31 protein-coding genes and 1 pseudogene are annotated in these 25253 nt (G+C 65.2%); 17 read left to right on the top strand and 15 right to left on the bottom strand.

What is annotated here, in order from left to right:
* Nucleotides 1-21 precede the first annotated feature (21 nt).
* The 3 genes and pseudogenes from LQ954_RS13180 to LQ954_RS13170 all read left to right on the top strand — a co-directional run.
* Nucleotides 22-399 (top strand): hypothetical protein, encoded by a 378-nt coding sequence (locus tag LQ954_RS13180; RefSeq protein ID WP_058733673.1) that lies wholly within the window; start codon nt 22-24, stop codon nt 397-399.
* Between the two features lie 12 nt (nt 400-411).
* Entirely contained in the window at nt 412-1020 is a 609-nt protein-coding gene (locus LQ954_RS13175) for a DedA family protein (RefSeq protein ID WP_041043233.1), read from the top strand.
* Nucleotides 1021-1470: 450 nt separating this feature from the next.
* Nucleotides 1471-1728: pseudogene (locus tag LQ954_RS13170) on the top strand (SOS response-associated peptidase family protein); the annotation flags it as partial.
* Nucleotides 1729-1736: 8 nt separating this feature from the next.
* Here LQ954_RS13170 and LQ954_RS13165 read toward each other — a convergent pair.
* The 3 genes from LQ954_RS13165 to LQ954_RS13155 form a co-directional block, all read right to left on the bottom strand.
* Nucleotides 1737-3029 (bottom strand): Fic/DOC family protein, encoded by a 1293-nt coding sequence (locus tag LQ954_RS13165; protein ID WP_058733674.1) that lies wholly within the window; start codon nt 3027-3029, stop codon nt 1737-1739.
* 2 nt (nt 3030-3031) lie between these two features.
* Complete coding sequence (locus tag LQ954_RS13160) at nt 3032-3289, bottom strand: hypothetical protein (protein ID WP_041043231.1); 258 nt, start codon at nt 3287-3289, stop codon at nt 3032-3034.
* Nucleotides 3290-3416: 127 nt separating this feature from the next.
* Nucleotides 3417-3803 carry a DUF3768 domain-containing protein gene (locus LQ954_RS13155; protein WP_058733675.1) on the bottom strand — a complete coding sequence of 129 codons (387 nt, stop codon included), beginning with the start codon at nt 3801-3803 and terminating at the stop codon, nt 3417-3419.
* Nucleotides 3804-4094: 291 nt separating this feature from the next.
* Between LQ954_RS13155 and LQ954_RS13150 the strand changes: the two genes are divergently transcribed.
* The 7 genes from LQ954_RS13150 (at nt 4095) to arsH (ending at nt 8440) form a co-directional block, all read left to right on the top strand.
* Nucleotides 4095-4754 carry a hypothetical protein gene (locus LQ954_RS13150; RefSeq protein WP_058733676.1) on the top strand — a complete coding sequence of 220 codons (660 nt, stop codon included), beginning with the start codon at nt 4095-4097 and terminating at the stop codon, nt 4752-4754.
* A gap of 69 nt (nt 4755-4823) precedes the next feature.
* Entirely contained in the window at nt 4824-5306 is a 483-nt protein-coding gene (locus LQ954_RS13145) for a hypothetical protein (protein ID WP_058733677.1), read from the top strand.
* A 73-nt stretch (nt 5307-5379) separates the two neighbouring features.
* Entirely contained in the window at nt 5380-5712 is a 333-nt protein-coding gene (locus tag LQ954_RS13140) for an ArsR/SmtB family transcription factor (protein WP_231023548.1), read from the top strand.
* An 11-nt stretch (nt 5713-5723) separates the two neighbouring features.
* A complete protein-coding gene (arsC, locus tag LQ954_RS13135) occupies nt 5724-6167 on the top strand; it encodes an arsenate reductase (glutaredoxin) (RefSeq protein WP_231023547.1) in 444 nt (147 codons plus the stop codon).
* A gap of 4 nt (nt 6168-6171) precedes the next feature.
* Nucleotides 6172-7251, top strand: a complete 1080-nt coding sequence (gene arsB, locus LQ954_RS13130) for an ACR3 family arsenite efflux transporter (RefSeq protein WP_058733679.1) — start codon at nt 6172-6174, stop codon at nt 7249-7251.
* The gene (gene arsN2 / locus LQ954_RS13125) at nt 7248-7685 is read left to right on the top strand and encodes an arsenic resistance N-acetyltransferase ArsN2 (protein WP_052490788.1); all 438 of its coding nucleotides are present in this window, start codon (nt 7248-7250) and stop codon (nt 7683-7685) included. Before arsB ends, arsN2 begins: the two co-directional genes overlap by 4 nt.
* The gene (gene arsH, locus LQ954_RS13120) at nt 7685-8440 is read left to right on the top strand and encodes an arsenical resistance protein ArsH (RefSeq protein ID WP_041043294.1); all 756 of its coding nucleotides are present in this window, start codon (nt 7685-7687) and stop codon (nt 8438-8440) included. Before arsN2 ends, arsH begins: the two co-directional genes overlap by 1 nt.
* A gap of 191 nt (nt 8441-8631) precedes the next feature.
* On the opposite strand, the gene LQ954_RS13115 is transcribed toward arsH, so the two are convergent.
* The 4 genes from LQ954_RS13115 to LQ954_RS13100 all read right to left on the bottom strand — a co-directional run bounded on the left by LQ954_RS13115 (nt 8632) and on the right by LQ954_RS13100 (nt 14006).
* Nucleotides 8632-10410 (bottom strand): ParB/RepB/Spo0J family partition protein, encoded by a 1779-nt coding sequence (locus LQ954_RS13115; protein WP_231023546.1) that lies wholly within the window; start codon nt 10408-10410, stop codon nt 8632-8634.
* Nucleotides 10407-12200 (bottom strand): flagellar basal-body MS-ring/collar protein FliF, encoded by a 1794-nt coding sequence (gene fliF / locus LQ954_RS13110; RefSeq protein ID WP_443026632.1) that lies wholly within the window; start codon nt 12198-12200, stop codon nt 10407-10409. Before fliF ends, LQ954_RS13115 begins: the two co-directional genes overlap by 4 nt.
* A 98-nt stretch (nt 12201-12298) precedes the next feature.
* Nucleotides 12299-12970: a FliH/SctL family protein gene (locus LQ954_RS13105; RefSeq protein WP_231023545.1), complete on the bottom strand. Its 672-nt coding sequence runs from the start codon at nt 12968-12970 to the stop codon at nt 12299-12301.
* Nucleotide 12971: 1 nt separating this feature from the next.
* Nucleotides 12972-14006 (bottom strand): flagellar motor switch protein FliG, encoded by a 1035-nt coding sequence (locus LQ954_RS13100; protein WP_231023544.1) that lies wholly within the window; start codon nt 14004-14006, stop codon nt 12972-12974.
* A gap of 104 nt (nt 14007-14110) precedes the next feature.
* Between LQ954_RS13100 and LQ954_RS13095 the strand changes: the two genes are divergently transcribed.
* Both LQ954_RS13095 and LQ954_RS13090 read left to right on the top strand, forming a co-directional pair.
* Complete coding sequence (locus LQ954_RS13095) at nt 14111-16834, top strand: hypothetical protein (RefSeq protein ID WP_231023542.1); 2724 nt, start codon at nt 14111-14113, stop codon at nt 16832-16834.
* 2 nt (nt 16835-16836) lie between these two features.
* Nucleotides 16837-17259 carry a flagellar basal body protein gene (locus LQ954_RS13090; protein WP_231023540.1) on the top strand — a complete coding sequence of 141 codons (423 nt, stop codon included), beginning with the start codon at nt 16837-16839 and terminating at the stop codon, nt 17257-17259.
* 295 nt (nt 17260-17554) lie between these two features.
* Here LQ954_RS13090 and LQ954_RS13085 read toward each other — a convergent pair whose 3' ends face one another.
* The 3 genes from LQ954_RS13085 to LQ954_RS13075 are packed head-to-tail and all read right to left on the bottom strand — an operon-like array spanning nt 17555 to nt 19373.
* The gene (locus LQ954_RS13085; protein ID WP_231023538.1) at nt 17555-17977 is read right to left on the bottom strand and encodes a flagellar protein FlgN; all 423 of its coding nucleotides are present in this window, start codon (nt 17975-17977) and stop codon (nt 17555-17557) included.
* Nucleotides 17974-18222 (bottom strand): rod-binding protein, encoded by a 249-nt coding sequence (locus LQ954_RS13080; protein WP_231023536.1) that lies wholly within the window; start codon nt 18220-18222, stop codon nt 17974-17976. Before LQ954_RS13080 ends, LQ954_RS13085 begins: the two co-directional genes overlap by 4 nt.
* A gap of 44 nt (nt 18223-18266) precedes the next feature.
* Nucleotides 18267-19373 carry a flagellar basal body P-ring protein FlgI gene (locus LQ954_RS13075; protein WP_231023535.1) on the bottom strand — a complete coding sequence of 369 codons (1107 nt, stop codon included), beginning with the start codon at nt 19371-19373 and terminating at the stop codon, nt 18267-18269.
* Nucleotides 19374-19469: 96 nt separating this feature from the next.
* Between LQ954_RS13075 and LQ954_RS13070 the strand changes: the two genes are divergently transcribed.
* Nucleotides 19470-19877 carry a flagellar assembly protein FliX gene (locus LQ954_RS13070; RefSeq protein ID WP_231023534.1) on the top strand — a complete coding sequence of 136 codons (408 nt, stop codon included), beginning with the start codon at nt 19470-19472 and terminating at the stop codon, nt 19875-19877.
* 97 nt (nt 19878-19974) lie between these two features.
* Entirely contained in the window at nt 19975-20766 is a 792-nt protein-coding gene (locus LQ954_RS13065; protein WP_231023533.1) for an EAL domain-containing protein, read from the top strand.
* Between the two features lie 26 nt (nt 20767-20792).
* Here the strand turns inward: LQ954_RS13065 and flhB are convergent, their stop codons facing one another.
* From flhB to flgC, 5 genes are read right to left on the bottom strand one after another with little or no spacing between them, the layout of a single operon-like run.
* On the bottom strand, nt 20793-21860 hold the full coding sequence (gene flhB / locus LQ954_RS13060; protein ID WP_231023532.1) for a flagellar biosynthesis protein FlhB: 1068 nt from the start codon (nt 21858-21860) through the stop codon (nt 20793-20795).
* 3 nt (nt 21861-21863) lie between these two features.
* Nucleotides 21864-22616 carry a flagellar biosynthetic protein FliR gene (gene fliR, locus LQ954_RS13055; protein WP_231023530.1) on the bottom strand — a complete coding sequence of 251 codons (753 nt, stop codon included), beginning with the start codon at nt 22614-22616 and terminating at the stop codon, nt 21864-21866.
* Nucleotides 22617-22619: 3 nt separating this feature from the next.
* Nucleotides 22620-22883, bottom strand: coding sequence for a flagellar biosynthesis protein FliQ (fliQ, locus tag LQ954_RS13050; RefSeq protein ID WP_231023528.1), 264 nt, complete (start codon nt 22881-22883; stop codon nt 22620-22622).
* A gap of 5 nt (nt 22884-22888) precedes the next feature.
* Nucleotides 22889-23215, bottom strand: a complete 327-nt coding sequence (locus LQ954_RS13045) for a flagellar hook-basal body complex protein FliE (protein ID WP_231023526.1) — start codon at nt 23213-23215, stop codon at nt 22889-22891.
* A 14-nt stretch (nt 23216-23229) separates the two neighbouring features.
* Nucleotides 23230-23637, bottom strand: a complete 408-nt coding sequence (gene flgC, locus LQ954_RS13040) for a flagellar basal body rod protein FlgC (protein WP_231023524.1) — start codon at nt 23635-23637, stop codon at nt 23230-23232.
* A gap of 120 nt (nt 23638-23757) precedes the next feature.
* On the opposite strand from flgC, the gene LQ954_RS13035 reads away from it, so the two are divergent.
* The 3 genes from LQ954_RS13035 to fliP are packed head-to-tail and all read left to right on the top strand — an operon-like array spanning nt 23758 to nt 25153.
* Entirely contained in the window at nt 23758-23994 is a 237-nt protein-coding gene (locus LQ954_RS13035) for a FliM/FliN family flagellar motor switch protein (RefSeq protein WP_231023523.1), read from the top strand.
* The gene (locus LQ954_RS13030; protein WP_231023522.1) at nt 23994-24413 is read left to right on the top strand and encodes a flagellar biosynthetic protein FliO; all 420 of its coding nucleotides are present in this window, start codon (nt 23994-23996) and stop codon (nt 24411-24413) included. The genes LQ954_RS13035 and LQ954_RS13030 overlap by 1 nt, the downstream gene beginning before the upstream one ends.
* Before the next feature lie 11 nt (nt 24414-24424).
* Nucleotides 24425-25153, top strand: coding sequence for a flagellar type III secretion system pore protein FliP (gene fliP, locus LQ954_RS13025; RefSeq protein ID WP_231023521.1), 729 nt, complete (start codon nt 24425-24427; stop codon nt 25151-25153).
* The last annotated feature ends 100 nt before the right edge of the window (nt 25154-25253 follow it).

Below are 25253 nucleotides of genomic sequence, written 5' to 3'. Positions count from 1 at the left end.
GCGCGGGACCGCCAACATCGCTTGCTGCGCTGGGCGACGCTGCTGGAGCGCAACCCCCACCAGATCATCGGCCTGCTGTCCCCCTCTTGGGCGGGCGGCGACGCGCGCGGCACGATGGTCGATCGGCCGAGCGCGATCGATGTCGCATGGAGCGACGTGGTGCTGCGGGTGATGGGGTTGGCGGGGCGATCGCGCGGTGAAGCAAAATCGTTCTTCGGGTTGTCGGATGCCGAGCTGGATCGGATTGCCGCAGGTTCGTGGCGGTGTCCGGTTCGACCCGCTTGGCAGCTCGCCGTGCGGATCAGGAACGTCGAATGTCCGCGCCTGGAAAATCGGATCGTTGGGTCCGTCGTCGCCCTCCTGCTCGTGATTTGCGCGATCTCCTATTGGATCTTCTGACGAGGCTGGTTTGTGTTCGACATTATAACATCGATCCTCGCGTCACTAGGCGGCCTTGGCGTCTTCCTGTTGATGCTGGCGGAGAACGTCTTTCCGCCGATCCCGTCGGAAGTGATCCTGCCACTTGCCGGCTACACCGCTGCGCAGGGGCGCGGCTCGCTGTGGGTAGTGGCAATCGCCGGCACCCTTGGATCGGCTGCAGGGGCAGTGCTGTGGTACTATGTCGGCCGCTGGATCGGCATCGATCGATTGAAGCGCTTTGCTTCCCGCCACGGCCGATGGCTGACGTTGACGCCCGGTGAGGTCGATCATGTCGACCGCTGGTTCGACCGCTACGGTCGTTGGGCGGTTCTGTTCGGGCGCATGGTCCCGGGAGTCCGGACCCTGATTTCGGTGCCCGCTGGGGTCAGCGGGATGCCCCTTGGTCCATTCTTGGTCTCGACGCTCGCCGGCTCGGCCATATGGACCGTGATCCTCGTGCTGGCGGGCTATGAGCTGGGCGAGCGCTATAGCCAGGTGGCGAGCGTCATCGAGCCGGTCAGCAACGCCGTGCTCGCGCTGGCCGTCATCTGGTATCTTTGGCGGGTCGCGACTTTCGGGCGATCAAGGGGTGGCCACTGATGGCTGGCCTGCTGCCCGTGCCTCCTGCCGGCCTTTGGCTCATAGCGGCTTCGATGCTTGTCCGCATCACACGCTTCGCACGTGCCTTTAGCCTGATCTCGCCAGCTAGCGCGATCGTTCTCATCAAGTGGGTTGCACGGCTTCACCGCAACGGATTTCACGCATGGCGTCGCAACGGAGGGAAGTGGCGTTGGGCCGTAACATGGAGAGGATCAACATAATGAGAAACAGTAAATAGCGGGTGCTCATCGCCGCTGGACCCTTCTCGCCTTTGCGGACGCAACCGCCCATCGCGAGCGCCTGTCTCGACACGAAGCGTCGCAGAAGAGCCCGGCCTAATCACCGGCTCCAGGAGATCCGGTGGCTCGCTACGCGACGTCGTTTGGATGGGGATACCTGACGCAAGGTGAAACCGCGCCCATATGTCGAACGAGCCCGAAACCCTGTGGGGATCAGCCGGTGTTCGCAGTTGCCGGGTTCTAGCAGCGCACAGAGGACGGCAACGGCTTCACGATGGTGACGTGTGCCCCCAACACGCTCGTTGCGCCGATCCATCCCAAGGCGATGATTACGATCCTGGAGCCTGAGGATGTCGATACTTGGCTGCGCGGCTTCTATGACGAGATCGTCGCCCTGCAGAAGCCCTATGACCCCGCCAGGATGACGGTACGCGGGCCGGTCTTTCCGACCCGACGCCCCGAACGCTAAGGCGAAGCCTAGCGGCTCCGATCCTTGCCACGATCCGGGGGCGGCGTGCTCCGGTCGGGCGGCGGGGCGGACGCCCCTTCGAGCGCGGCCCCGATCTTGATCCGGTCGGCGACAAGCTGGCGAGTGGATTCCCCGACCGTGTTGACCATGCGCGCGCTTTCGCCGCGCTCGCGCGCCTTCTGCATGGCGTCGTCGACGATCGTCTGGGCGGGCGCGAGACGTGGGTCGGCGTGGTTCTTCTCGGCCGTGTTCTTCAGGAACAGCTCGGCGAGCCGCTCCTGGCCTGGCGAAGCCCCAGGCGGCAGGATCGGTCGCTCCAGCGAGCGGACGGCGCGCTGGAGCTGCGCTGGCTGCTGCGAATTGATCTGGACGCCGAGAGCCGCGCCGATCTCGCGGACGCGCTCAAGCGGAGTCTGCTGCGGGGTGATGACCGCATCGACCTGACGCACGCCAAGATAGGTGAGAAGGTGTGACTGGTAGATCGGGCCTTTGGCGTGGCGGACATAGGCCAGCTCGGTGCGGGCGTTGGCGATGACCGGGGAGGGGGCGCCTTCTCGAATGAGGCTGCGCAGCCGGTCGGCCGCCTGCTGGCGGGCGGCCGGGAGATAGCGATCCAGTTCCTCGCGGGCCTTGGTCAGCGTCACCCGGTAGCGCTGCCCTTCGGGCGGCGCACGTTGAGGCAGCAAGGCTATCCCGGCGGGACCGATCCGCGCTTCGGGCGCAAGGTCGCGACGGATCGCCGCCTCGGCGAGCACCGCGGCCATAGGCCGATGATCGCCGGTGAGGAAGCCATGCCGGGACGCGTCCATCCACGCGGTCTTGTCGATCGAGGCGATCCTGATGGGATGGCCGGCATCGCGGGCGAGCTGCGCCGCGTGGTGGCGCATCGTCCGCCCGTTTCCCTCGCGGAAAGGGTGGATGGCATTGATCTCGTTGATGTGGTTGCCGAGCCGGTCGAAAAACTCGTCGCGGGCGAGGCCCTTCAGCGCATCGCCCGCCCGCGTATCGGCAAACCGCTTATCGAGCTCGCGCGCGATGTAAGGCACGTGCGCGAAACTGGAGCCGCCCTTGGCGATATTGACGGTGCGATCCTGACCCGCCCAGTCGTAAAGGTCCTGGAAGAGGTGCCGATGTAGGGCGCGATAGCCGTCCGCCGTCGCTGGAAAGGTGAGGCGCGCGGCTTCTGCGCCGCGCGCCAAGGTCAACCTCCGCTCGGCCTCCATGAGGGTCTTGTCGTCCGTGATCCCAAGCCGGTTCCGGAGCGTGTCGGTCCCCGGATAGGTGTAGGGATCGTCTGCCAAGGTCAGGCCGCGATCTGGTGGGTTCCTGGCTTGTAGAGGCCGAGGATGATGGACGGCATGAGCGAAGGGGGAACACCCTCATCGAGCATCATGGCGAACATGGCATCCTCGTCGCCGGTCGGCGTCATGTCCTCGATGACGAGGTTGGCGCGCGCCTCTGCTACGTCCTCGCGCCAGAGCGCGATCTGCTCGGGGGTGCCACGCTCAAAGTCCATGGAGCGGATGCGCTCGCGCAGCGTGTCGAGATTGATCTGGGCCATCGCGTCATCCTTTCGCCGTTAACCCTACGCGCTCCCCCGCGATTTCTCAACAAATCACGTTGGCGCAGGTCCGTTTCGGCACGGTTGATCCGCGCTCAATCGAGCGCGGATCGCTACGCCACAGGCGTTAGTATTCGCTGGCCAGCATGATCGTCAGCACCCGTTTAGTCTGCTCGGGATTCCACGGAGCGTCACTGCCGTAGGTGAGGCTCGTGTCGTAGCAGTCGATCTTCCAGAACACCGTCTGCACAACCGCCTTTGCATCGTCCGAACGGTCCTGCGTCCACGCGCCGGTTGCGAGCTTATAGATCGCGCCGAAATCGTGCTCGCCATGAGGGTCGTTGTTGCCATCGAACTTCGTGAACCGGGTGATCGCGACCAACGCGGCGAAACGGTCCAGCTCGGGGAGGGCCTGGAATCCCATCGTAACGTTGGCGAGGCTCGCGAGGCCAGGGTGGGTACGCGCCGCATCGTTGAGACGCCGGATGGTGTCGATCTGCTCGGGGGTCGGCATGGGTGATCCTCCTTGTTGGCATGGGCCGCAAGGCCGTTCGGCCTCACGGCCCTGCCTGTCCGGCGAGGACGGGATGGGGAGGGGAACGAGAATCTTGGTAAGCTGGCGCGGGCGAGCCGCCCTAGCGCGGCCGGCACCGACGGGGCCGGGCGCCGCGCTTGGCGGCTTACACGGGCGGCAAGATTGTCGTTCGGGAACGAAAGGGCGGCGCCCTTGGCGTTCCCCGGCGCGGGTCGCCCCGCGCCAGACAAACGGATAAGGTTCGGGAGGGGACTTCGGGGGGAAGCGCGAATGTCGAACTGGGCGGAGCGGGCGTCGGCGTCGTTGCTACCGCTCAGCCGCGCGAGCACCCTTGGCGCCGCGCTCAAGGAGTGGACCTATACGGGGCGCTTCTTCGACCTCGAAGCGGCGGACGGCACCTGCGAGCTGTGCGGGCAGCAGGAGCTTCGCTACCATTTCGAGATCGAGAACGACGGCACGTCCGCGTCGTTGCTGGTCGGCTCCGAGTGCATCAAGCGCTTCGAGATCGCCGGCATTGACGAGCAAGGGCGACGGCTCGATGCACGCGATACGGGAAAGCTGGTGGACCGTCACCGCCGCGGCCTGGTGGAGGACGCGCGCAAGCAACGCGTCATGACCGCGCTGCTCAAGCTCGGTCGCAAGGCACCCGACTTCGACGCGCAGAACTTCATCGCCTTCGTCGACGACAAAGGTGCGTTCACCCCCAACCAGGTGGCGATGATCTTCTGGCGGCTCGGCTCGGCCGGGGTGGAGTATCGCCCGGCCGACTGGAAGGTGCGGCTGCGCCGCGACAGCGATATCGGCCAGCTCCGAACGATGAAGCCGGCCGCTTTCAAGCGAGTCATGGCGGCGCTCACCGCGGCGCAGCGGCGCCGGATCGACGAAATCGAGGCTCGCTTAGCTCAGTATGGGCAGCGCTGGCGCGAGTGATGTGCCGCCCGCGGTGCGGACCGTGATTTTCTGCTTTCGTTCCGCTCGGCCCTGACTCATAGAATCGTCATGCCGATCATGCCGGAACATCGCTGGCTGTACCCGATCGACTGGCCCGAGCTGTCCAGGCTGATCCGGTTCGGCCGCGCTAAAGGCCGCTGCGAGCATTGCCGACGGCCGCACGGTGCGCGCGTCTTCCATCTTGGCGATGGTCGCTGGTGGGATGCCGATCGCCGACAGTGGCGCGACGGGCGGGGACGGCGCATCCGTGTCGTCGGGGCAGACGTCGCCGCGATCGTCCGGCTCACGCGGGTGTATATCGCCTGCGCGCACCTCAATCACGACCCGACCGACAATGCGCCGCGCAATCTCGCCGCGCTCTGCCAGCGCTGCCACATGATCCACGACGCGGCCGAGCATCGCCGGCGCCGGTGGTACAACGCCTATCGCAGGCGTGCGCTAGGCGATCTTTTGGCTCTGCTCGATGGGCTGCCGACGATCGGGGCGGGGCAGGGTGTGCCACGTGGCACACCTGCGCGTCACACCGCCTAAGCCCCCCCACTCACTCGAACCGCGGTAAGGGAGAAGGCCTATCGCTCTCTAATATATCTGCTATGCTGGATATATGGAAAACGAGTCAGCGATCGCGGCACTGGGGGCGTTGGCGCAGGGCACGCGCCTCGACGTGTTTCGTCTGCTGGTGCGGCACGAGCCTGACGGGTTGGCTGCAGGCGAGATCGCCCGCCGGCTGGATGTGCCGCAGAACACGATGTCGGCGCACCTTGGTATTCTGGCCCGTGCCGGCCTCGTTCGCTCCGAACGGCACAGCCGGTCGATCATCTACCGCGCCGACCTCGACGGGCTGCGCGCGCTAACGCTGTTCCTCGTCAAGGATTGCTGTGCCGGCAACGCCGAATTGTGCGGGCCGCTCATCGCCGAACTCGCTCCCTGCTGCTGAAAGGACGCCCCATGAGCCGGACTGACTCGGTCGTCGACATCGTCATCTACCACAATCCCGAGTGCGGCACGTCGCGCAACGCGCTCGCCATGATCCGCAATGCCGGCATCGAGCCGCACGTGGTCGAATATCTGAAGACCCTGCCGTCGCGCGCGCTGCTGGTCGAGCTGATTGAGCGGGCGGGCATCTCGCCGCGCGAGCTGCTGCGCGAGAAAGGCACGCCCTATGCGGAGCTGGGGCTCGGCGACACCACACTGTCCGACGAGGCGCTGGTGGACGCGATGATGGCGCACCCGATCCTCATCAACCGCCCGCTGGTCGTCTCACCCTTGGGCGTGAAGCTCTGCCGCCCGTCCGAAGCCGTCCTCGATCTGTTGCCGAGCGGGCAGCTCGGCGCGTTCGCCAAGGAGGACGGCGAACAGGTGGTGGACGCGTCCGGCGAGCGGGTCGGCTGAGCCCATGTCGACGATCGCCCCTGTCGCCGGACCTGCGCCGGCGCGCGCCGGCATCGGCACCTTCGAGCGCTACCTGACGCTCTGGGTGGCGCTCTGCATCGTTGCCGGCATCGGCTTGGGGCACCTTTTGCCCGGCCTGTTCGCGCGCGTTGCCTCGGCCGAGGTAGCGCGCGTCAACCTCATCGTCGCGGTGCTGATCTGGCTGATGATCGTACCGATGCTGCTCAAGATCGACTTCGGCGCGCTCGGGTCGGTCCGCCAGCATTGGAAGGGGGTGGGCGTCACACTGTTCATCAACTGGGCGGTGAAGCCCTTCTCGATGGCAGCGCTGGGCACATTGTTCATCGGTTGGCTGTTCGCGCCGCTTCTGCCCGCAGGGGAGGGGCCGTCCTACATCGCTGGCCTGATCCTGCTCGCTGCGGCACCGTGCACGGCCATGGTGTTCGTGTGGTCGAACCTGTGCGAGGGCGAGCCGACCTACACGCTGTCCCAGGTCGCGCTGAACGACGTCATCATGGTGTTCCTGTTCGCGCCGCTCGTCGGGCTGCTGCTCGGCGTCGCTTCGGTGACGGTGCCGTGGGACACGCTGCTGATCTCGGTGATGCTCTACATCGTCGTGCCGGTCATCGCCGCCCAGCTCGTGCGCCGTGTCGTGCTGACGAACGGCGGACAAGCCGCGCTCGACCGGCTGCTCGGTCGCTTGGGGCCGGTGTCGCTCGTCTCGCTGCTGGCGACGCTCGTCCTGCTGTTCGGCTTCCAGGGTGAGGCGATCGTGGCGCAGCCGTTGGTGATCGCGCTGCTTGCGGTGCCGATCCTCATCCAAGTCTATTTCAATGCAGGTCTAGCCTACTGGCTCTCGCGCCGCTTCGGCGTTGCCTGGTGCGTGGCGGCGCCTGCGGCGCTGATCGGCGCATCCAACTTCTTCGAATTGGCCGTGGCGGCCGCGATCTCGCTGTTCGGGCTCAAGTCGGGCGCGGCGCTGGCCACGGTCGTCGGCGTGCTGGTCGAGGTGCCCGTGATGCTGTCGGTCGTCTCGATCGTGAAAGCATCCCGGGGCTGGTACGAGCGCGGGGCGCACGCATGACCGGCCTCCGCGTCACGTGTCTCGCGCCGGGCGAGCTGGATGATCTGGCCGGCGCGCTGGCAGCCGCCAAGCTGCCGACCGCCGATCTCGCCGAACCCGGCCGCGCCTTCGTCCGCTTCGACGACGACGCTGGGTTGGTCGGGTTCGGCGGGATCGAGGGCGAAGGGTCGGACCGCCTGCTCCGCTCGCTGGTGGTCTTGGCCGATCGCCGGGGCGCCGGCATCGGCGGTGCGATGCTGGCGCTGCTCGAGGGCGAGGCGCGCCGGCTCGGCGCCGAGCGGCTCCACCTTCTGACCGACACCGCGGCGCCATTTTTCCGGGTGAACGGCTATGCAGAGGCCGATCGCGCTGCGGCGCCGCCTGCGGTTGCCGCCTCGCGCGAGTTCACCGCGCTCTGCCCGGCGTCGGCCACCTTTCTCGTGAAAGCTCTTTGATGCCGCTTCGTACGCTCACCGATCCCGACCTCCTGCCGGCACTCGATCCAGCCTATATCCGCGCGCGGCCCGCCACAGGGCTCGGGCCGCTTGATCCGGCACCTCGGATACTCCTGCTCTACGGCAGCTTGCGTGAGCGCTCCTTCTCGCGGCTCGCCACGGAGGAAGCGGCACGCCTGCTGCAGTTATTCGGCGCGGAAACGCGGATCTTCGATCCCTCGACACTGCCGCTCCCCGACCAAGTGGCCGGAGACGATCACCCGGCCGTCCATGAGCTGCGCGAACTGGCGCTGTGGTCCGAGGGCCAAGTCTGGTGCAGCCCGGAACGTCACGGCCAGATCACCGGCATCATGAAAGCGCAGATCGATCACCTGCCGCTCGAGATGAAGGGCATGCGCCCGACCCAGGGCCGTACGCTCGCGGTGATGCAGGTGTCTGGCGGATCGCAGTCGTTCAACGCCGTCAACACGCTGCGGCTGCTCGGCCGCTGGATGCGGATGTTCACGATCCCGAACCAGTCGTCGGTCGCGATGGCCTACAAGGAGTTCGACGAGGCCGGACGCATGAAGCCGTCGAGCTATTATGACCGCATCGTCGACGTGATGGAGGAGCTGGTCCGCTTCACGGTCCTGCTACGGCCACACGCGACGCAGCTCGTAGAACGCTACTCGGAGCGCAAACAGGCCGGCGTGCCGGTCGACACGACGACGGACCTGTCGAGCATCGCGACCGCGCCACAAGGCCGCTGGCGGTGAGCCGCACCACCCGATCGGCAAGGAAGTCGCCACGGCGCCGCCCGACCTCGTGTCGGGCGGCGCGACGCGGACCTGAAAGGGCAGCCGGCGCGCCAGCCCGCCAGGGCTGGCGCGCCGGGGCGACGGGCCGCCTTGCGCTCGTCAGGAGAGGAAAGGGGGTCCGATTATCACCGGACCCCCAGCTTTGCTGTTCAGGCCGTTTCCTCGTCGATCATGCCCTCCTGCTCGCTGCCGTCCTCGTCCATGTCGGCGTCGCATTCCTCCGGCTCGCGCTCCGCTCGGTCAAAGGCACCGATCCGCAGCGGGGCGGGAAGCCAATGGGCGGGCAACCGCTCGGACACGTTCACGGCAAGGTCCGCCTTCTTCTTGATGGTGGCGCAATTCTCGGCACTCGACGCGCCCACTTCCTCGCGCAACAGGTCGATCATCGCAGCACGGCGCATCTTGTCGAACAGGCCGATGGGGGCGGTCCAGCGCGACGCGATGTTCACGCCGCTCGCGCGCACGATCTGCTCGAATTGGTGGTGGCGCTGGCCGGGGGAGCCGCCCGCGAACACCGTGCCGTCCACCGTCATCGCGACAAGCCCGGCCAGCAACGCCATCTTGTCGTCGCTGCCCATGGCACGGATCGCCTCGAACCGGCCTTCGGCGGGAATGGCGGCGAAACGGGTCGCCATCATGTCCTCCACGGCAAGAACGTCGCTCGTCGCCATCAACTCTTGCGCCACGTCGGTCGCGACGGCCTTGGCCTGAACCTCGATCGCCATCTGGTGGCTGTGCGCGCCGTGGAGCAACTGGCCCGCGAGGCTGTCGAGCACGATGTCGAGTGCCAGCGCCGGGTCGGCCGCGACCGCCTCCTGCACGACCCGTGTCTTAATGCGCGTGAGGTCGGCGAACAGGCTGTTGCTGTAAAGCGGGACGGGACCGTCGTGGTTCGCCTTCGGTTTCGGCTCGGCCTTGGCGCGGTAGAAGCTCTTGCCCAGTGATCCGTCATGCGACACCCAAAGGGCCACGCCGCCCACCGCAACCTGCTCGCGATTAAAGGCGCGCAAGCCTTCGGTGATCGCGTCGCGCTCGTCCGATAGCGGGTCGATCCGCTCGCTGTCCTCGCCCTCGGCCTCTGCGATGGCCTCGATCTCGGCGTCGATCGCGGCAAGCCGCTCCGACTCGGCTTCGGTCGGCCCGCGCGTCGCCGGGTACATGCTGCCCTTCATGTAGAGGTCGTAAGGGCGTTCGACCGCCGCGTGCACCTCGTGCCACCCGATAGCGCGATACTCGTCCGCGAGTGCGTCCAGCTTCTCTTCTGCCAATTCTCGCACAAGCTCGGGATCGTCCGCGAAGCCTTCGGCCCCCTGGCTGAACAGGTCGACCGTGATCGTACCGCCCTTGGCCTCGTAAGCCTCCCGCCCGACGAACAGGAACGCGCCGCTGGTCGTGTCCACCTTCTCGGTGGTGAGCATCCGGCGGATAGTGTGCGCGTGGCCGTTCGCGGCCTTGCAGACCTTCATCTGCTGGCTGTGATCGTCGGTGAGGGTGAGCGCACGTGCCGCCTCAAGGCTCAACTGGTCCTTGGCGATCAGGTCGATCAGGGCCGGGGCGAGCGCGGAGAGACGCAGCATCTTGTAGACGAAGCTGACCGCCTGACCGAACCGGGCCGCAATCTCCTCGGCGTCCATGCCCGTGTCGCGGAGCGCGGCGAAGGCGCGGATGCTGTCGGCAGGGTGCATGTCCTCGCGCTGGAAATTCTCGGCGAGCGACAGCTCGATGGCTTCTTCCTTGGTCCGCAACTCGACCGGGAAGGTGTCGCTGCTCTTGATCCGCTTGCGCTTCACCAAGATTTTGAGCGCGCGGTAACGCCGCCCCCCGGCAAAGACCCACAACAGTCCCTCATCCTCATAGGCGACAAGGTTCTGCAACAGTCCGTGCGCTTCGATGTCGTCGGCCATCGCCTCGACGGCGGACGGCTTCACGCGGCGCTGGTTGAGCGGGGAAACAGGTCGAGCGCTTCCGTTCGTTCAGCGGCGACCACCGCGCGGAGTATCCCGCCATCGTCGAACGCCATGCGAACCTCGATCTTGCCGAACTCGCCTGGGCTGAGCCGCACGGTGAGCTCCTCGCCGCCACTGGTGATCCGCTTTGCAATGGCAACGCCCATCTCATGCCCGATGTGACCGGCGCGAGCATTGATCTCATGCTCAGGCAGCCGTGCTGTCGGTGCGGGCGCGGGTAGGGAGACCTTGGCTGCTTCCTGTGATGGCGTCGCGGAGATCGCGGGTTGGACTGACTGTCCATTGCTGCCGTCGGGTATGGCCTCGAGCTGCTGGATGGCTGCCGCGTCTCCCTGCGCCGCCTGAGCCGTCAATCGCGCGATTTCAGGACTTTGAGGGGTCAGGAGCGTTTCGGCGGCAGCCGCCGGAGCATCAGCGGAGACGCGCTTGGGCTTGAGCATGCGCAGCGCGATCAGGCCCACACCCGCGATCACCAGAAGCTTCACAAGGCTCAGGATCTGATCGGTCGTGACGAGCGAGAAGATCCCTTCTTCCTTGTCGGCCATGCTGTCGTCGGCCGCGAACTGCATGCTTTCGACGACGACGCTGTCACCGCGCTCGGCATCGATGCCGACAGCATTCTCGACCAGTCGGGTAAGCCGCTGGATCTTGGGCTGGGGCAAACCATTCACACCCCCGTCGATCATCACCGCGACGCTGAGCCGATTGATCTTGCCAGGTGCGCGCACCACGACGCTGCGGGTCTGGCTGTTGGCATAGGTCGTGTCTTCGGACGTTTCGGTGCGGGCCGCGTTGCGACTGTCGCCCTGGCCGCCGGGCTGGTTCTGGTTCTCGGGCAGCTGGGCGCCGACGGTCGCCATCTGGGCTGCTGCCTGATTTTCGCTATTCTGGTCGTTGGATTCCACCGTGACCTGGCGAGCGATCACCTGCTTGTCGGGATCGAAGACGTTGGACTCTTCGCGCGTCTGATCACGATCGATCTGGGCAGAAACCTCGGCGCGGACCTTGCCGGCACCGACAATCGGCTCGAGCAGCGCTTCGATTTCCTCGCGCAGCTTGGCTTCAACCGCCTGCTGACGCTCATCGGCGGAGCCAGCGCCCGCTTCCCCGGCCTCACCGGCGCGCGCCAACAGAGCGCCGGTCTGATCAACGATCGAGACGGCTTCCGGGGCGAGTTCGGGAACAGAGGAGGAGACGAGGTAGCGGATCGACTGCACCGCTTCTCCGGTCAGCCGTCCCCGCGTCTTCACCGTCACCGCCGCCGTCGCCTTGCGGCTCTCGGTGGAGAACATCGTGTGTTCCGGCATGACGATGTGGACACGCGCGCGGCTTACGTTCTGGAGGCTTTCGATCGATCGGGAGAGTTCGCCCTCGATGGCGCGGGTCTCGTTCAGTTTGGCGCGCGACGCGGAAATCCCGAACGGTTCCTCTTCGTCGAGAACGTCGTAACCGATTTTGCCGCCCAGCTTCTCGCCAGCCATGCTCATGCGCAGCTCGGCCAGCTTGTCCTGGGGAGCCAGGATCGAGCTGCCGTCAGCCGATAGCTGAAAGGGAATGTTCTGGCTGGCGAGCTTCTCGGAAATGCTTTGCGCCGCGGCCGGGTCGAGATCCGTATAAAGGAACCCCATCGAGCTCGACCCGCCGCGCAGGGCAACGGCTGCGAGCACCGCCAGCAGGGCCACGGCGACCCCGCCCATGATCATCAGCCTTCGCGCCCCGATCTGGGCCACGAGTGTCCGCAACTGGTTCAAGGATCGCCCCTCGTCTACAAACCGGGGTTTCACCCCACGATTGTATTATAGGAGGGGAAAGAGGCGGCAGATTCTGCCGGTGGGAAAAACTTGCCGGGTTACTGCTGGCAGGGAAGGAGTGCTTCCAGTTCCGCACAGATCGCCTGCCGACGAGCACCCGCGTCCAGCGCCAGTGCGCCTTGGTCCCATTCGATGTAGGCGTCGCCAGGTGCCAGGTTCGGGTCGCAGACCACCTGAAGATTGAGCCGACGTCGGTCTTGCGCCTGACGCGTGGCGATGAGACCCTCGACCTCTTCCTTCAGCGCGGGCGATACCCGCACGAGCAGTTCCTGACCGCGCGCCACCTGCTTCAGCACGCGGCCGATTGCCTCATCGATCGCAAGCCCGGGATCGTGCGCGATCGCCCGGCCGGCCAGGAGGTCCGCAGCGGCGAGCGAAACCTCGGCCCCGTCACGCGCGACCTGGCTGGCGATCTCGTCCATCCGCTCGTCGAGGATCTCGATGGAGGCGTGAAGCGCATCGACCGCGGCGAGGAGCGCGGTGTCGCGCTCCGCACGTGCCTGCGCCAGACCGGCTTCGAACGCTTCGGCTTTCGCGGCTGCGATCAATGTTTCCTGATCACGCTGCATCAGCGCGAGGTCGGCCTTCAGCGCCGCAATCTCCAGGCTCAACTCATCAGTTGAAACCTTGGCCGGGTCGGTTTCCGGCAGCGCGAAGATGCTGTCGAAGACGAATGGCCGTATGTGGGAGGACGTATGCATCATCGTCATCTCAGATGATCATGGAATCGTCGCTTTTGGGATCGACGAGCATGATCTCGCCGCGGTCCGCCAGCGACTTCGCCAGGCGAACAAGCGCGCTTTGCGCTTCCTCGCAGTCCCGCGCACGCACCGGGCCCATGCCGGCCATGTCCTCCCGCATCAGCTTTGCCGAGCGTTCGGTCATGGAGCTGAAGAACAGCTGCTTCATCTCCTCCGGCGCTCCCTTCAGCGCCAGGGCCATCTGCCGCTTGTCCGCCTGACGGACGATGACGGAAACCGAGCTTGGGATCAGGTTCCCCAGGTCCTCGAAGGTGAACATCAGCGAGCGGATCCGTTCGGCGGAATCAGGCGCGCGTTCGTCGAGCGCGTTCAACATCGCTTCCTCTGTGGAGCGATCCATGGCGTTGAAGATGTCGGCCATGGATTCATGCGGATCGGTTCGTTGCGAGCGGGCAAGGTTGCTCATGAACTCGCTCTGGAGCGTGTGCTCGATCTGAGTCAGCACCTCCTTCTGCACCGCATCCATGCGCAACATGCGCTGAATGACGTCCACCGAAAATTCGCGCGGCAGCACGGCCAGCACGCGTGCGGCATGGTCCGAGCGCAACTTGCTCAGGATCACCGCGGCGGTCTGCGGATATTCGTTCTTCAGATAGGATGCGAGCACGGCCTCGCTGACGTTGGAGAGCTTGTCCCACATCGTCCGGCCGGAGGGGCCGCGGATGTCCTCCATGATCTCCTTCACCCGGTCCTCCGGCAGGATGCCGCCAAGCAGCCGTTCGGTCGTCTCGAAGGAGCCGTGGAGCGACGCCATGCTCGATACTTCGCCCGAAAATTGAACGAGCAGATGTTCGACCACTGTCGAGGGAACGCGTCCGAGTTGGGCGATCGTGCCGGAAAGCTCCTTTATCTCGTCGACCGACAGTTGCTCCCAGATGGCAGCGCCATGTTCCTTGCCAAGCGCGAGCATCAGTGCAGCCGCCCGTTGCGGGCCGGTGTAGCGTTTCAGCTCTGCTGGCTCGGCAATCGGCATCATCATCGTCATCGAAGGGAAGCTCCGGAAGATTCCGCGGCCAGTTCGCGCCGGAAGGGCCGCCACCCGCCTATTATAGGAAGAAGTGCGAGGGGGTCGGCGGGGACGACGCGGGAATGACGATAAATCTTTCAAATGGTCTCGTCGGTCTCAGCATGCTGACCGGCACGAACAGCTTTGATATCTTCTCCTCCGCGATCACGTCGGAAAGCCGCGCGGTGCGCCAGGCAAAGGCGCTGTTCACGATGGCGGCGACAACTCCGCCCTGGAAGGAAGCGTCAAACAGCGCGCCCGTTTCGACCCAGGTGTCCGCGATCAAGCGAATGACGACCATCATCGACAAGCCGACGGGGGGATCGGACGCTCTGCCCGCGGACGTCGAGACGGCTTTCACGGCCTACAAGGCGCTGGACCGGCTGCGGTTGCTGGCCGAAGCCGCCGCCACAAAGTCAACAGCCTCCGCGGAGCGTACCCTGCTCCAGTCCAGCTTCGCCAAAGGCCTTGCCGACCTGCAGGGCTATCTTGTCAGCGCACCGTCCGAAAAGCTGAACCTCGCCTTCGCCGGCCCGGCGCGCCGTGCGGAAAGCGTCTCGACGATCGCACCGAGTTCGCTGAACACGGGCGAGATACCGCCGATCGGGATCGTGGCGTCGCGCGACGCTGCTCTGCCGGGTCTGAGCGGGAATGAGATTTTTCAAATCCGCCTGAGTAGCGGGACTGCCACCGATACCGTGTCGGTCGATCTTTCAGCCACGCAGCAACCGCCAACCCTCGACAGCATGGCGAACGCGATCAATTCGGCGATCGCGGCCATTCCGTTGCGCAACGCCGACGGGACGTTGGTGCAGGGTACGAGCGGCGAACCAGTTCCACGTTGGGAGGTCAGCTTTGTTCCCGCCAAGACGGGGGAGCAATGGGGCTTTTCGGTCAAGCGATCCGGTTATGAGAAGGTCGAGATCGATCAGGTCGGCGCCAAGGATGCGCTAATGGTGGCAAGTGGCGTTACGGCTTTGGATGCGCCCACCACGACCCGGATCATGCGGTTGGACGATCCCGCCGGCGCCGCGCAGAGACGGACGCTTTCGCAGATCGCTGCTGTCAACACGGAAGCAACCGCTGCCGCCAAGCTGACGGCGCCGACCGGCGCGCGAGCCGCTGCGCCAGTGCTGGCGACGACGAGCAACAGCGCGATTGCGACCGACGCAAAAGGCTTCAGCTACGTCGTTGGCACCACCACGGGTGATCTGGGGTCGAACCTGACCGCCAGCGAAGACCTGTTCCTCACCAAGCTGGATAGCGAAGGCCGCACGGTATGGCAGCGCACGCTTGGTGCCGCGGGCTCGGCCAAGGGGGCCGCGGTGAGCATAGCGCCGACCGGCGACGTCGTGCTCGCCGGCACCGTGACCGGCAGTTTCGACGGGGCATCGAGCGACGGCGACATGCTGGTGGCGCGCTTCGATGCCAATGGCGACGAAAAGTTTGCCAGCCTGGTGCGTACACTGGGAAATGACACTGCCAGTGCCGTGACGGTTGGCGCGGATGGCGCGATCTTTGTTGGCGGCCGCACGTCCAGCGGCGGCGGTGATGCCTTTGTCGCCCGGCTCGACGGCACTGGCAGGCTGCAGGAGCGGCGGACGATCGATTCCGGCGGTAGCGACAATGTTACCGGCCTTGCCGTGGACGGAAGTGGCGCTCTGCTGGCGCTGACACGCGAGGGCACGGGCGCCGTGCTGCGGCGGCTAGATTCCGGGAGCCTTTCCAATGATCTGGGAATGCTGGCCTTGGGATCGGCAGACGCGCGGGCGCTTGCTGTGGATCCGGCAGGCAGCATCGCGGTGGTTGGCGCGACCAGTTCAACCCTGAATGGTGAACAGATCAATGCGCGTGGGGAGGGAAGAGACGGCTTTGTGGCGCGCGTCGCAGCCGACCTTTCCGGATCGAGCGTCAGCTATCTGGCGTCCGATGGCGACGATCAGGTCGACAGCGTCACTTTCATGAACGGCGCCTTGTACGTTGGTGGGCGCACTACCGGCGCCCTCAATGGTGCACCGCAGGGGGCGGTGGACGGCTTCGTCACTCGTGTGGATACGGCAACCGGCGCGCTTCTCTCCACGACTCAGTTCGGGCAAGCATCGCAGCGGACGGAGCCGGTGCGGATTGTGGCGGCCCCTGGCGGCGCGAGTACGCTGGGTGTGCTTGGGCTCCGCCGGGGTGTCTTGACGCCGGAAGACTCTACCAAGCTCGTCTCTCAAACCAGCCTGCGGGCGGGTGACGAATTTTCGATAAAGGTCGCTGGTGGCAGCGCGCGCAAGGTCACGATCAGAGCCGATGACACCCTGGCCTCGCTGGCAGAGCGCGTGCGGCTCCTGACGGGATCAAAGGCGATCGTGATGTCCGCCAAGACGGACACCGGCTATGCCCTTCGTTTGGAGGCAAAGGCGGGCTCGTCGCTTGAACTGATCGCCGGCGGGGCGGGCAAGGATGCGCTTTCCAAGCTCGGTATCGAGCCGCAGCGGCTTTCGACACCGGCGCCACTTCCGTCGAATGCACCATCGGTCAGGCCGGGCGGCAGCTTTGGCCTCGATCTGGACGAGGCGCTGAACGTGTCCACGGCCGCGGACGCAGCAGTGGCGCTGGATCGGATCCGGCAGGCGCTTTCGATGAGCCAGACGGCTTACCGCTCGCTCTACTGGGATGACGGCAAGGCCGCTCTCGCAGGTGGCGTCACCGGCAAGGCGGGTGGCTCTACCGTCCGCGAACAGTCGCAGCTCGCGCAATATCGCGCGGCGCTCACCCGCCTGTCCTCAGGCTCTTCCAACACCGGCATTCTTGGATTCTGATCATGCCCAATGCTCCTGCCCTGATCGCTGGTATCGGACGCGAGATGAAGCATCTCGCCGAGCGCCAGCGGGTAATTGCCCAGAACATCGCCAACAGCGAAACGCCCGGCTTCAAGGCGCGTGAAGTGGAAGCACCCGATTTCAGCGCTCTGCTGGAACAGACCGGGAGCAGTTCCGGCGTGCGGATCGGACGACCGAGCGTGACGATCACCAGCGGCATGGCGGCGCTGGGCGCCCGTGCACCGGGCGCCGGTCACATCATCATGGACAAGGACGTCAGCGAGACGAAGCCGGACGGGAACAACGTCACGCTCGAAGACCAGCTGCTGAAGATGGGCGAGTTGCAGGCGGATTTCGCCGCGATAACAAACCTCTACCGCAAGCAACAGGCGCTGTTAAAGACTGCACTGGGCAAGGGGGGGTAAGCGGCCGGCTCAAGTGCCCTGGCCTGAGCGACTATCGGGCGCTCGGCCGTGGGCGCGACGGGCAAATGAAACGGAGCGCGGTCCGCACGCGCAACGACTGGCCGGCGCGCGTCAGGACGGCGCCGGCAGGCTCCAGGCGATGATTGTAGAGGCGTGCCCGCTTTTGCCCGGTGATAGCGGCCGCGAATTCAATTCGCGGCCGCTATTTCATGCTGGTGACGGTTTGGGCTGGGCGGCGCGACCGGCTGAGCTCGTTCGAGCTTTGCTGCTTGCCTCGCTCGCCGGAAGCGGAGCGTCAGAGCCGCGCGTTCAGCGAGATTGGCGCGGGAAGGTCCATGCCCAGCAGCCCACCATGGGCGCCGTAGGTTGCCTGCCGGGTGCCCATCAGTCGCTGCGCTTCCTGCGCGATTGCTGCCATCAGTTCGGTTGAAAGCTCGATCTGGCGTTCAAGTACATCCGCATTCACCAATGATGCGTCGCGCAGCACGGCGACTGCGGCAGCAAGGCGGCTGCGGTCTGCTTCGTCCAGCAGCTCCATCCAGTCAGCGCGCTCGCGCGACAGTTGGGCGAGCTTCGCCTCCAGCAATCCCACGAGCCGGTTCTTCGCCACAGCCATCTCGGACAGATCGGGGACACGGCCGGGCGCGACAAGCCGGTCCGATTCTTCTTCCATGATCGCCGTCAGCGACGACATGTTGTCGAGCAGTTCCTCGATCATTTGTTTCCTTCCTGCAGCTTGATGATCTGCTCCAGCACCTTGGGGGCAAGGCCGATGCCGCCCCGTTCGGCGATGGCGCCGCCCAGTTTCTCCGCGAGTACGCCGCGAAACATCTGTTCGCCGTGCCCGCCGCTGAATTCGCCTTCCCCGACGCTCTCGAACATGAGCTGCGTCATCTGGCCGATGAATACCGCCTCGAAATCCTTGGCGGTCTTCTGCGCCGCCGGTCCGCCCGCGGCAGGCATCCGGGGCGCTGGGGCGGCAGGGGTCGCAATCCGCAGATCGTCCATCACTGAACCTCTATTTCAGCCTGCAGGGCGCCAGCCGTCTTGATCGCCTGAAGGATGGTGATGAGATCACGCGGCGATACGCCCAAAGCGTTCAGGCCGCTGACCAGCGACTGAAGCGAGGTGCCGCCGCCCACCATCGCGAGCGATGCGCCGCCGCCGTCATCGACCGCGATCTGAGTGCGCGGAACGACGGCCGTCTGGCCGTTCGACAAGGGCGCCGGCTGCGACACGATCGGACTTTCCGACACGCTGATCGTCAGACCGCCTTGGGCGATGGCAACCGGGCTGACGCGAACGTCCGTACCCATCACCACGGTTCCAGCGGCCTCGTTGATGACGATACGGGCAGGCTGATCGACCTCGACAGGGAGGTTCTCGATCTGGGATACAAGATTGATCAGGCCACCACCCCCCGATGGGGCAATTTGCACGGTTGCGGGATCGAGCACCTCTGCGGCGCCCGGAAACTGGCGGTTTATCGCACCCGCGATATGCTGGGCGGTGGTAAAGTCGGGGTTCTTCAGCGCCAGCTTCAGGCTGGTGGCCGATTTCAGCGCGAACGGCACTTCGCGTTCGATGATCGCACCTTCCGCGATGCGCGCCGACGTGGAGACGCCGCGGCTGACACTGGCACCCGCACCGCGTGCCTTGAAGCCCGATACGGCGACGGGCCCCTGTGCAACGGCGTAGATCTCGCCGTCCAGGGCGCGGAGCGAAGAGACGAGAAGCGTACCGCCCTGCAGGCTGGTTGCGTCACCCAGCGCAGATACCTGAACGTCGATCTTTGATCCGGCCCGGGCGAACGGCGGCATGGTTGCCGTGATCGACACAGCGGCGACATTCTGGGTCCGCATCTGCGTTCCGCGAACGTTGACGCCCATCCGTTCGAGCATCGCCTGCATCGACTCCTCGGTGAACGGAGCATTGCGTGTACGATCGCCGGTCCCGGCCAGGCCCACCACGAGGCCGTAGCCTACCAATTGGTTGGGACGGACATTCTCCACATCGACGATGTCCTTGATGCGTGGCCCGGCGATCGCCGGACCGGTTCCGGCGAGCACCGCCGCCAGCACCAATGCTGCGACGCGAAGTCGAGGCTTGCGCATAATCGTGGGGATTCCATGAGAAAGTTTCCGCTTATCTCTTATAGAGAGATTGGAGCTCCTCCTTGGGCGGTAAGGTCAAAAGTGCGCATTTCCCCCATGTCCGCTTTGCTGCAGCAGCAGTTGCTGGCGATCCTGCCGAAGGCGGAGCCGGGCTTTCGCGCTGCTCTGCCACAGGTGGATTCTCCCGCGCCGTCCAGCGTGGCCCAACCGCATCCCGCCGCAATGCCGGCCACGTCGGTGCAGATGCTGGTGCAAATGGCCGCCGCCGATGTTTCCGTCGAACGCCGCCGCAGGATCGCGGAAAGTGCCGGTCGTGGCCTCGCCCTGCTTCAGCGCTTGCATGCGGAAACCCTTGTTCCGCCCGCGGGCGTGGAGGCCGTGCGCGGGCTGGAGAACTGGCTCGAGACGTTCGAAATGCCGGAAGACGCCGAGCTTGCCAGCCTGATGCAGGAAATCGAGCTGCGGGTCCGGGTCGAACTCGCGAAGCACGAGATGCACGTCTGACCGTCGCCGGACCTTGCCGGCGAGCATCGCCATTGTTTGATGATTTTTGCTTCGGCTTGCGCCATGAAGCCGGGCAAAGCTCGGCAAAGGGATCGTCGTGGAAGAGCCGGAACATGCGCAAGCGGGTGTGACCGCGTCGAGCGCCAGCTATGCCGTGGCATTTGCGCCCGTCGCCGAAATCGAGTCCGGTCGGGTGTTCGCCTATGAGGCGTTGCTCAGGACGCGCGAAGGCGCCGCCGTGGACGCGCAGACCGCCGGCATGGACGATCAGGCGCTCGGCGGGCTGCAAGCCCGGTTTCGCCTGGCTGCGGTCAGAAGCGCTGCGAGCCACGGGTTTGTCGCGAGTGGTGCTCGACTTATCCTGAACCTGCCGCTCGAACTGGTCGCTGATCCCTTCGAGGAGCTTCGCCCGGTAATCGATGCGGCGCATGCCTGTGGAATCGTGCCGCGCCGGTTGGTGATGCGGGTGCAGCGGCCCGAGCGGCATTCCTCCTCAAGGCTGGCGGACCTGCTCGACGCCCACGCAAAACATGGTTGCGCGACGCTCTATGGCCCGTTCCACGGCGGGGACGACGAGTTTCAGCGTCTCACTCGTCTGCCACCAGATTTCGTGGAGATCGATCCCGAGCAGACGCGCGGACTCGCGTCCAGTTGGGCACGGCGGATTCAGGTGGAGAACCTTACCCGCAGGATCGCTGGCGCCAGCCACGGCGCGCGGCTGATTGCTGGCGGCATCGATTCCGAGGCGGACGCGCTCAAGCTCCGCGGCTTCGGGTTCCGCTACATCGCCGGAGAGATCGTGGGGGCGCCTGCCCTGGGTGGACTGCCCGCATCGCTGCTTGCGGAAAGCGCCAGTGAGGCTGACTCCTTTCGGTCCGACGCAGTCTGACCTGATATCTATCTTACAGCAGGGCGCTATCGCGGCGTCTTCGCCAGTCGCATCACATAGCCGATGATTTCCGCCACCGCGGCATAATGCTCTGCGGGGATCGGGTGATCGATCTCCACGGTCGCATATAGCGAGCGGGCGAGGGGACGGTTCTCGATGATCGGCACATTCGCACTCGTCGCGATTTCACGGATCTTCAGCGCAATGGCGTCGACGCCCTTCGCCACCACGACCGGGGCGCCCATCTTGCCGTGATCATACTTCAGGGCCACGGCGAAGTGAGTGGGATTGGTGACGATCACGCTGGCGCTCGGCACCGCGGCCATCATGCGCTTGCGGGATCGCTGGATCCCGATCGAGCGGATCTTCGCCTTGATCTTCGGGTCACCCTCGCTGTCCTTGTGCTCGTCCTTGATCTCCTGCAGCGACATCCGCATCCGGCTAAGCCAGGAGCGGCGCTGGTAGACGAAGTCGAACATCGCGAGCGCGCCGACGAGCACCGCCACCGTCTTGATCATGGCCATGATCAGCCCGCCCGCCGCATTGCCGATTTCGACGGGGCTGGCACCGATCAGATTGTCCAGGCCGACGGCGCGGGGCCAGACTACCAGCAAGGCCGCGCAGGTGACGAGGATCAGCTTGGCGAGCGTTTTTGCGAACTCCACCAAAGCTTTCATGCCGAACAATCTGCTGAATCCGGAAACGGGCGACAGCTTGGACCATTTCAGCGCCAGCCGTGACATGGCGATGGAGGGGCGGCCCTGCATCAGTCCGCCCAGGATCGCGAAGGCGAACAGGGTGCCCAGCAGCGGGCTCATGACGGAGAACAGTTGCGCCATAAGGCCGCTGGCGAGATGGCGCGCCCCGTCCGGCTCCAAGGAGAAATCCTCCGCGCGTCCCCAGAGCCGCACGAGGATGTGGCCTAGACGGGCGAAGGTCCACACGCCCATTCCGCCGACCACCACAAGAGCGGCCGCGAACATGGCAGCGTGGCGCATCTCCGGTGCGGAGGCGATGTCGCCCTTTGCCCTGGCGTCCTGGAGCTTCTTCTCCGTCGGATCGTGGGTCTTCTGATCCTTGTCGCTGCCCGACATGCGTCAGCTCCATCCCGCCTGCATCCAGGCCGCCATGGCCTGGGCAAAGCCGGTCAGCATGGCGCCGAATACAGTGGCCAGCAGTGCCAAACCAAGCATCAGGTTCAGCGGCTGCGCGATGAAGAAGATCTGGATGGCGGGGGCCAGGCGGGCCGACATGCCCAGGGCAACGTTGAAGACGATGCCATAGACGATCAGCGGCGCAGCCAGGCTGAGGCCAAGGGCCATCGACCGGGTAGTGACCTTGAGGGCCAGTGCCGCGAAGTCGGGGGCGGGGGGCAGGGCGCCGACCGGAAATTGCTGGTAGGACTGTACGATCGAGGCAATCCACAGATGATGCACGGCCATCGCCATGCACACAACGGCCGCGGCAACGCTCACGAAGCGTGACAGGAGCGCGGCCTGGCCACCTTGCGATGGATCGAAAACGATGGCGGAGGTCAGCCCGATTTGCAGGCTGACGATCGAACCGGCCATCGCCGCCGCGAGGAACATGATGCGCACGATGGCACCGAGGCCGAGGCCGACCAGCAGTTCGCCAATGATGATCCCCGGCAGCGCCGCTTCGTTCTGCGCGGGACCCATGGTGTGCGGCGAGAGCAGCCCCCAAAGGCCGGCGCTCATGCCGAATGCCATCATCAGCCGGATGCGCGGCGGGATCGAATCTTCGGAAAAGACGGGAAGCAGCATGAGCACCGCTCCCACCCGTGCAAAGATAATCAGAAAGGCGGTCGCTTCGACCGGGAACTGGTCCATGGCTTAGCCCTGGATGATCCGGTCGCTGATCTGTTGAGTAAAGTCTGCCATGGCGTGGCCGATCATCGGCAGGCACAGCAACAGCACCAGACCCATGGCTAGTAGCTTCGGCACGAAGGTGAGCGTCATCTCCTGTATCTGCGTCAGCGCCTGAACAAGGCCGATGACCACGCCGACGATCAGGGACGTGAGCAGCATCGGGCCGACGATCGTCAACACCAGCACCATGGCTGCGCGTGCGATCTGGATGGCGTCGAACGGGGTCACGTCTGTCAGATCTGCATGCGCATGATGTCGGAATAGGCGCCGACTACCCGGTCGCGAACGGCCACCACCGTGTCGAGCGCCGTTTCCGCGGCCCCGATCGCAGTTACGACGTCGATCAGATCGCCCTTGCCGGCAACCTGCTTTGCGCTGGCGGTCTCCGCCGCGCGAAGCGAGGATGCGGTATCAGAGACGAGTTGCGACACGAGATCGCCAAAACCGCCGCCGGTTTGTTCAGGACCGGTGCCGGCCGCGACACCGCCAAGGCCACCCGACTTGCCAATTCCTACTGCCCGGCCGTACGCCGTTGCGGCATCAAGAGCGCCAATGGACATGATTGATTGTGTCCTTACTTGAGGAGGTCGATGGTACGCATCGTCAGGCCCTTGGCCGCTTCGATCGCGTTCAGATTGGCTTCGTAGCTACGCTGCGCCGCTTTCATGTCGGCGGTCTCGACGAGGCCGTTGACGTTCGGCTGCAACACATATCCCTGCGCGTCCGCCGCCGGGCTGCCGGGCTGGTAGGTGCGCTGGAAGGCGCTCTTGTCGCCTTCGATGCCCTTGACGCTAACGCCCATGCCGCCGTTCGCCCGATCTACCTCGGATCGGAAGCTGACGACGCGTCGGCGATATGGATTGCCGCCCGGCGTTGCCGCGACTGAATCGGCATTTGCCAGATTTTCCGCAATCACCCGCATCCGCAACGATTGCGCGCGAAGGCCGGTTGCAGACACCTGCACCGAAGTCTTGAGGTCCATTCAGAAGGTCTCCGTAAGCAGCACGTCGGCTGCTCGCACCTCCATTGTAGGCAAGAATTTCCTAGTTCGGCCCGAGAGGGGGAAATTTCTTCCTATAACTCCTCACGAAAGGAGCAGCTCATGTCTGTTCTAGAGGATATCAGCATCGAAATGTCGATCGTGCTGGGCTCTGCCCAGATCCCGATCCGACAGATATTGAAGATGAGCCGGGGCGCCATGATCCCGCTGGACTGCGGGCATGACGATCCGACGCTTGTATATGTGAACAACAAGCTGGTCGCCAAAGGACGCGTGCTCGTCAACGAAGAGCAGATGTCGCTGGAGATCACCGAGATCGTGAAGCGGGGCCGCGGCTGATGGAGCTTGTCTCTATCCTTCGCATGTTAGGCGGGCTTGGCGTCGTTCTCGGGCTGCTCGGCATCGCCTTGTGGGTCGTGCGTCGGTACGATCTGAAGCTTCCCGGCCGCATTGCTGGAGGCACAGAGCGGCGTCTCGAGCTGGTGGAGCGCTTGCCCCTGGACAAGCGGCGCTCCGTTGCACTCATTCGTCGCGATGGGCGCGAGCATCTTCTCTTGCTCGCACCCGAAGGACCGCAGTTGATCGAAGGCTGCATCCTGCGCGACGCGATTGACGATGTGGCAGCCGAAGCGCGCGCCGCGACCGAACGAGGGCGGCAGGCGGAGGCAAGGGCCAATGCCGCCGCCGTTCGACAATCCTTTGGGCAGATGGTGGAGCGGGCCAGCGCCGGCCGCATCCGTACGAGCGACACGATCTAGGAACCGCCGAAATGAAGAGACTGGTTCGGCTGGCGATCGTCGCCGGCGCCTTCCTGCTGCCATCTGCCGCGCTGGCCCAGAGCGCGACGATTGATCTGGCCGGCGGTTCGATGTCCGGCCGTGCGATCCAGCTGGTGATGATGCTCACGGTGCTGAGCCTTGCGCCCGGCATCCTGATGACGATCACCTCCTTTACCCGCATCGTCGTCGCCCTGTCGCTGCTGCGCACGGGGCTCGGGGCCCAGGGCGTGCCGCCGAACCCCGTGATCATCAGCCTGGCGATGTTCCTGTCGTTCTTCGTCATGGCGCCGACCTTCCAGAAGGCGTGGGACGAGGGCGTAAGCCCCTACACCGCCGGGCAGATTACGGAGCAACAGGCGTTCGATCGGACGGCGGCACCGTTCAAGGGGTTCATGCTCAGTCAGGTGCGCGACAGTGACCTTGGCCTGTTCACCCAACTCTCCGGCAAGCCCGCGGTGGCGCGGGCCGAAACCCCGCTGCCCACGCTGATCCCGGCCTTCATGATCTCGGAGCTGAAGCGCGCCTTTGAAATCGGCTTCCTGCTGTTGCTGCCGTTCCTGATCATCGATCTGGCAGTGTCCGCCGTATTGATGGCGATGGGCATGATGATGCTGCCACCGCCGACAATCTCCCTGCCAATGAAGATCATCTTTTTCGTACTGGTCGATGGCTGGGCATTGGTTGCCGGCTCGCTGGTGCGAAGTTTCGGAAGCGGTTGAGCACCACAAAGCTGCACGACGGCTTGGCTCGCTCTGTCGCCGTTAAGTGATCAGGGAAAATACGGGGGTCATCCACAAGTCGGAGGTAAGACTCCCGCCG

Source organism: Sphingomonas sp. IC-11 (assembly GCF_021043365.1).
GTDB lineage: Bacteria > Pseudomonadota > Alphaproteobacteria > Sphingomonadales > Sphingomonadaceae > Sphingomonas.
This window is presented reverse-complemented; position numbering and strand designations above follow the sequence as displayed.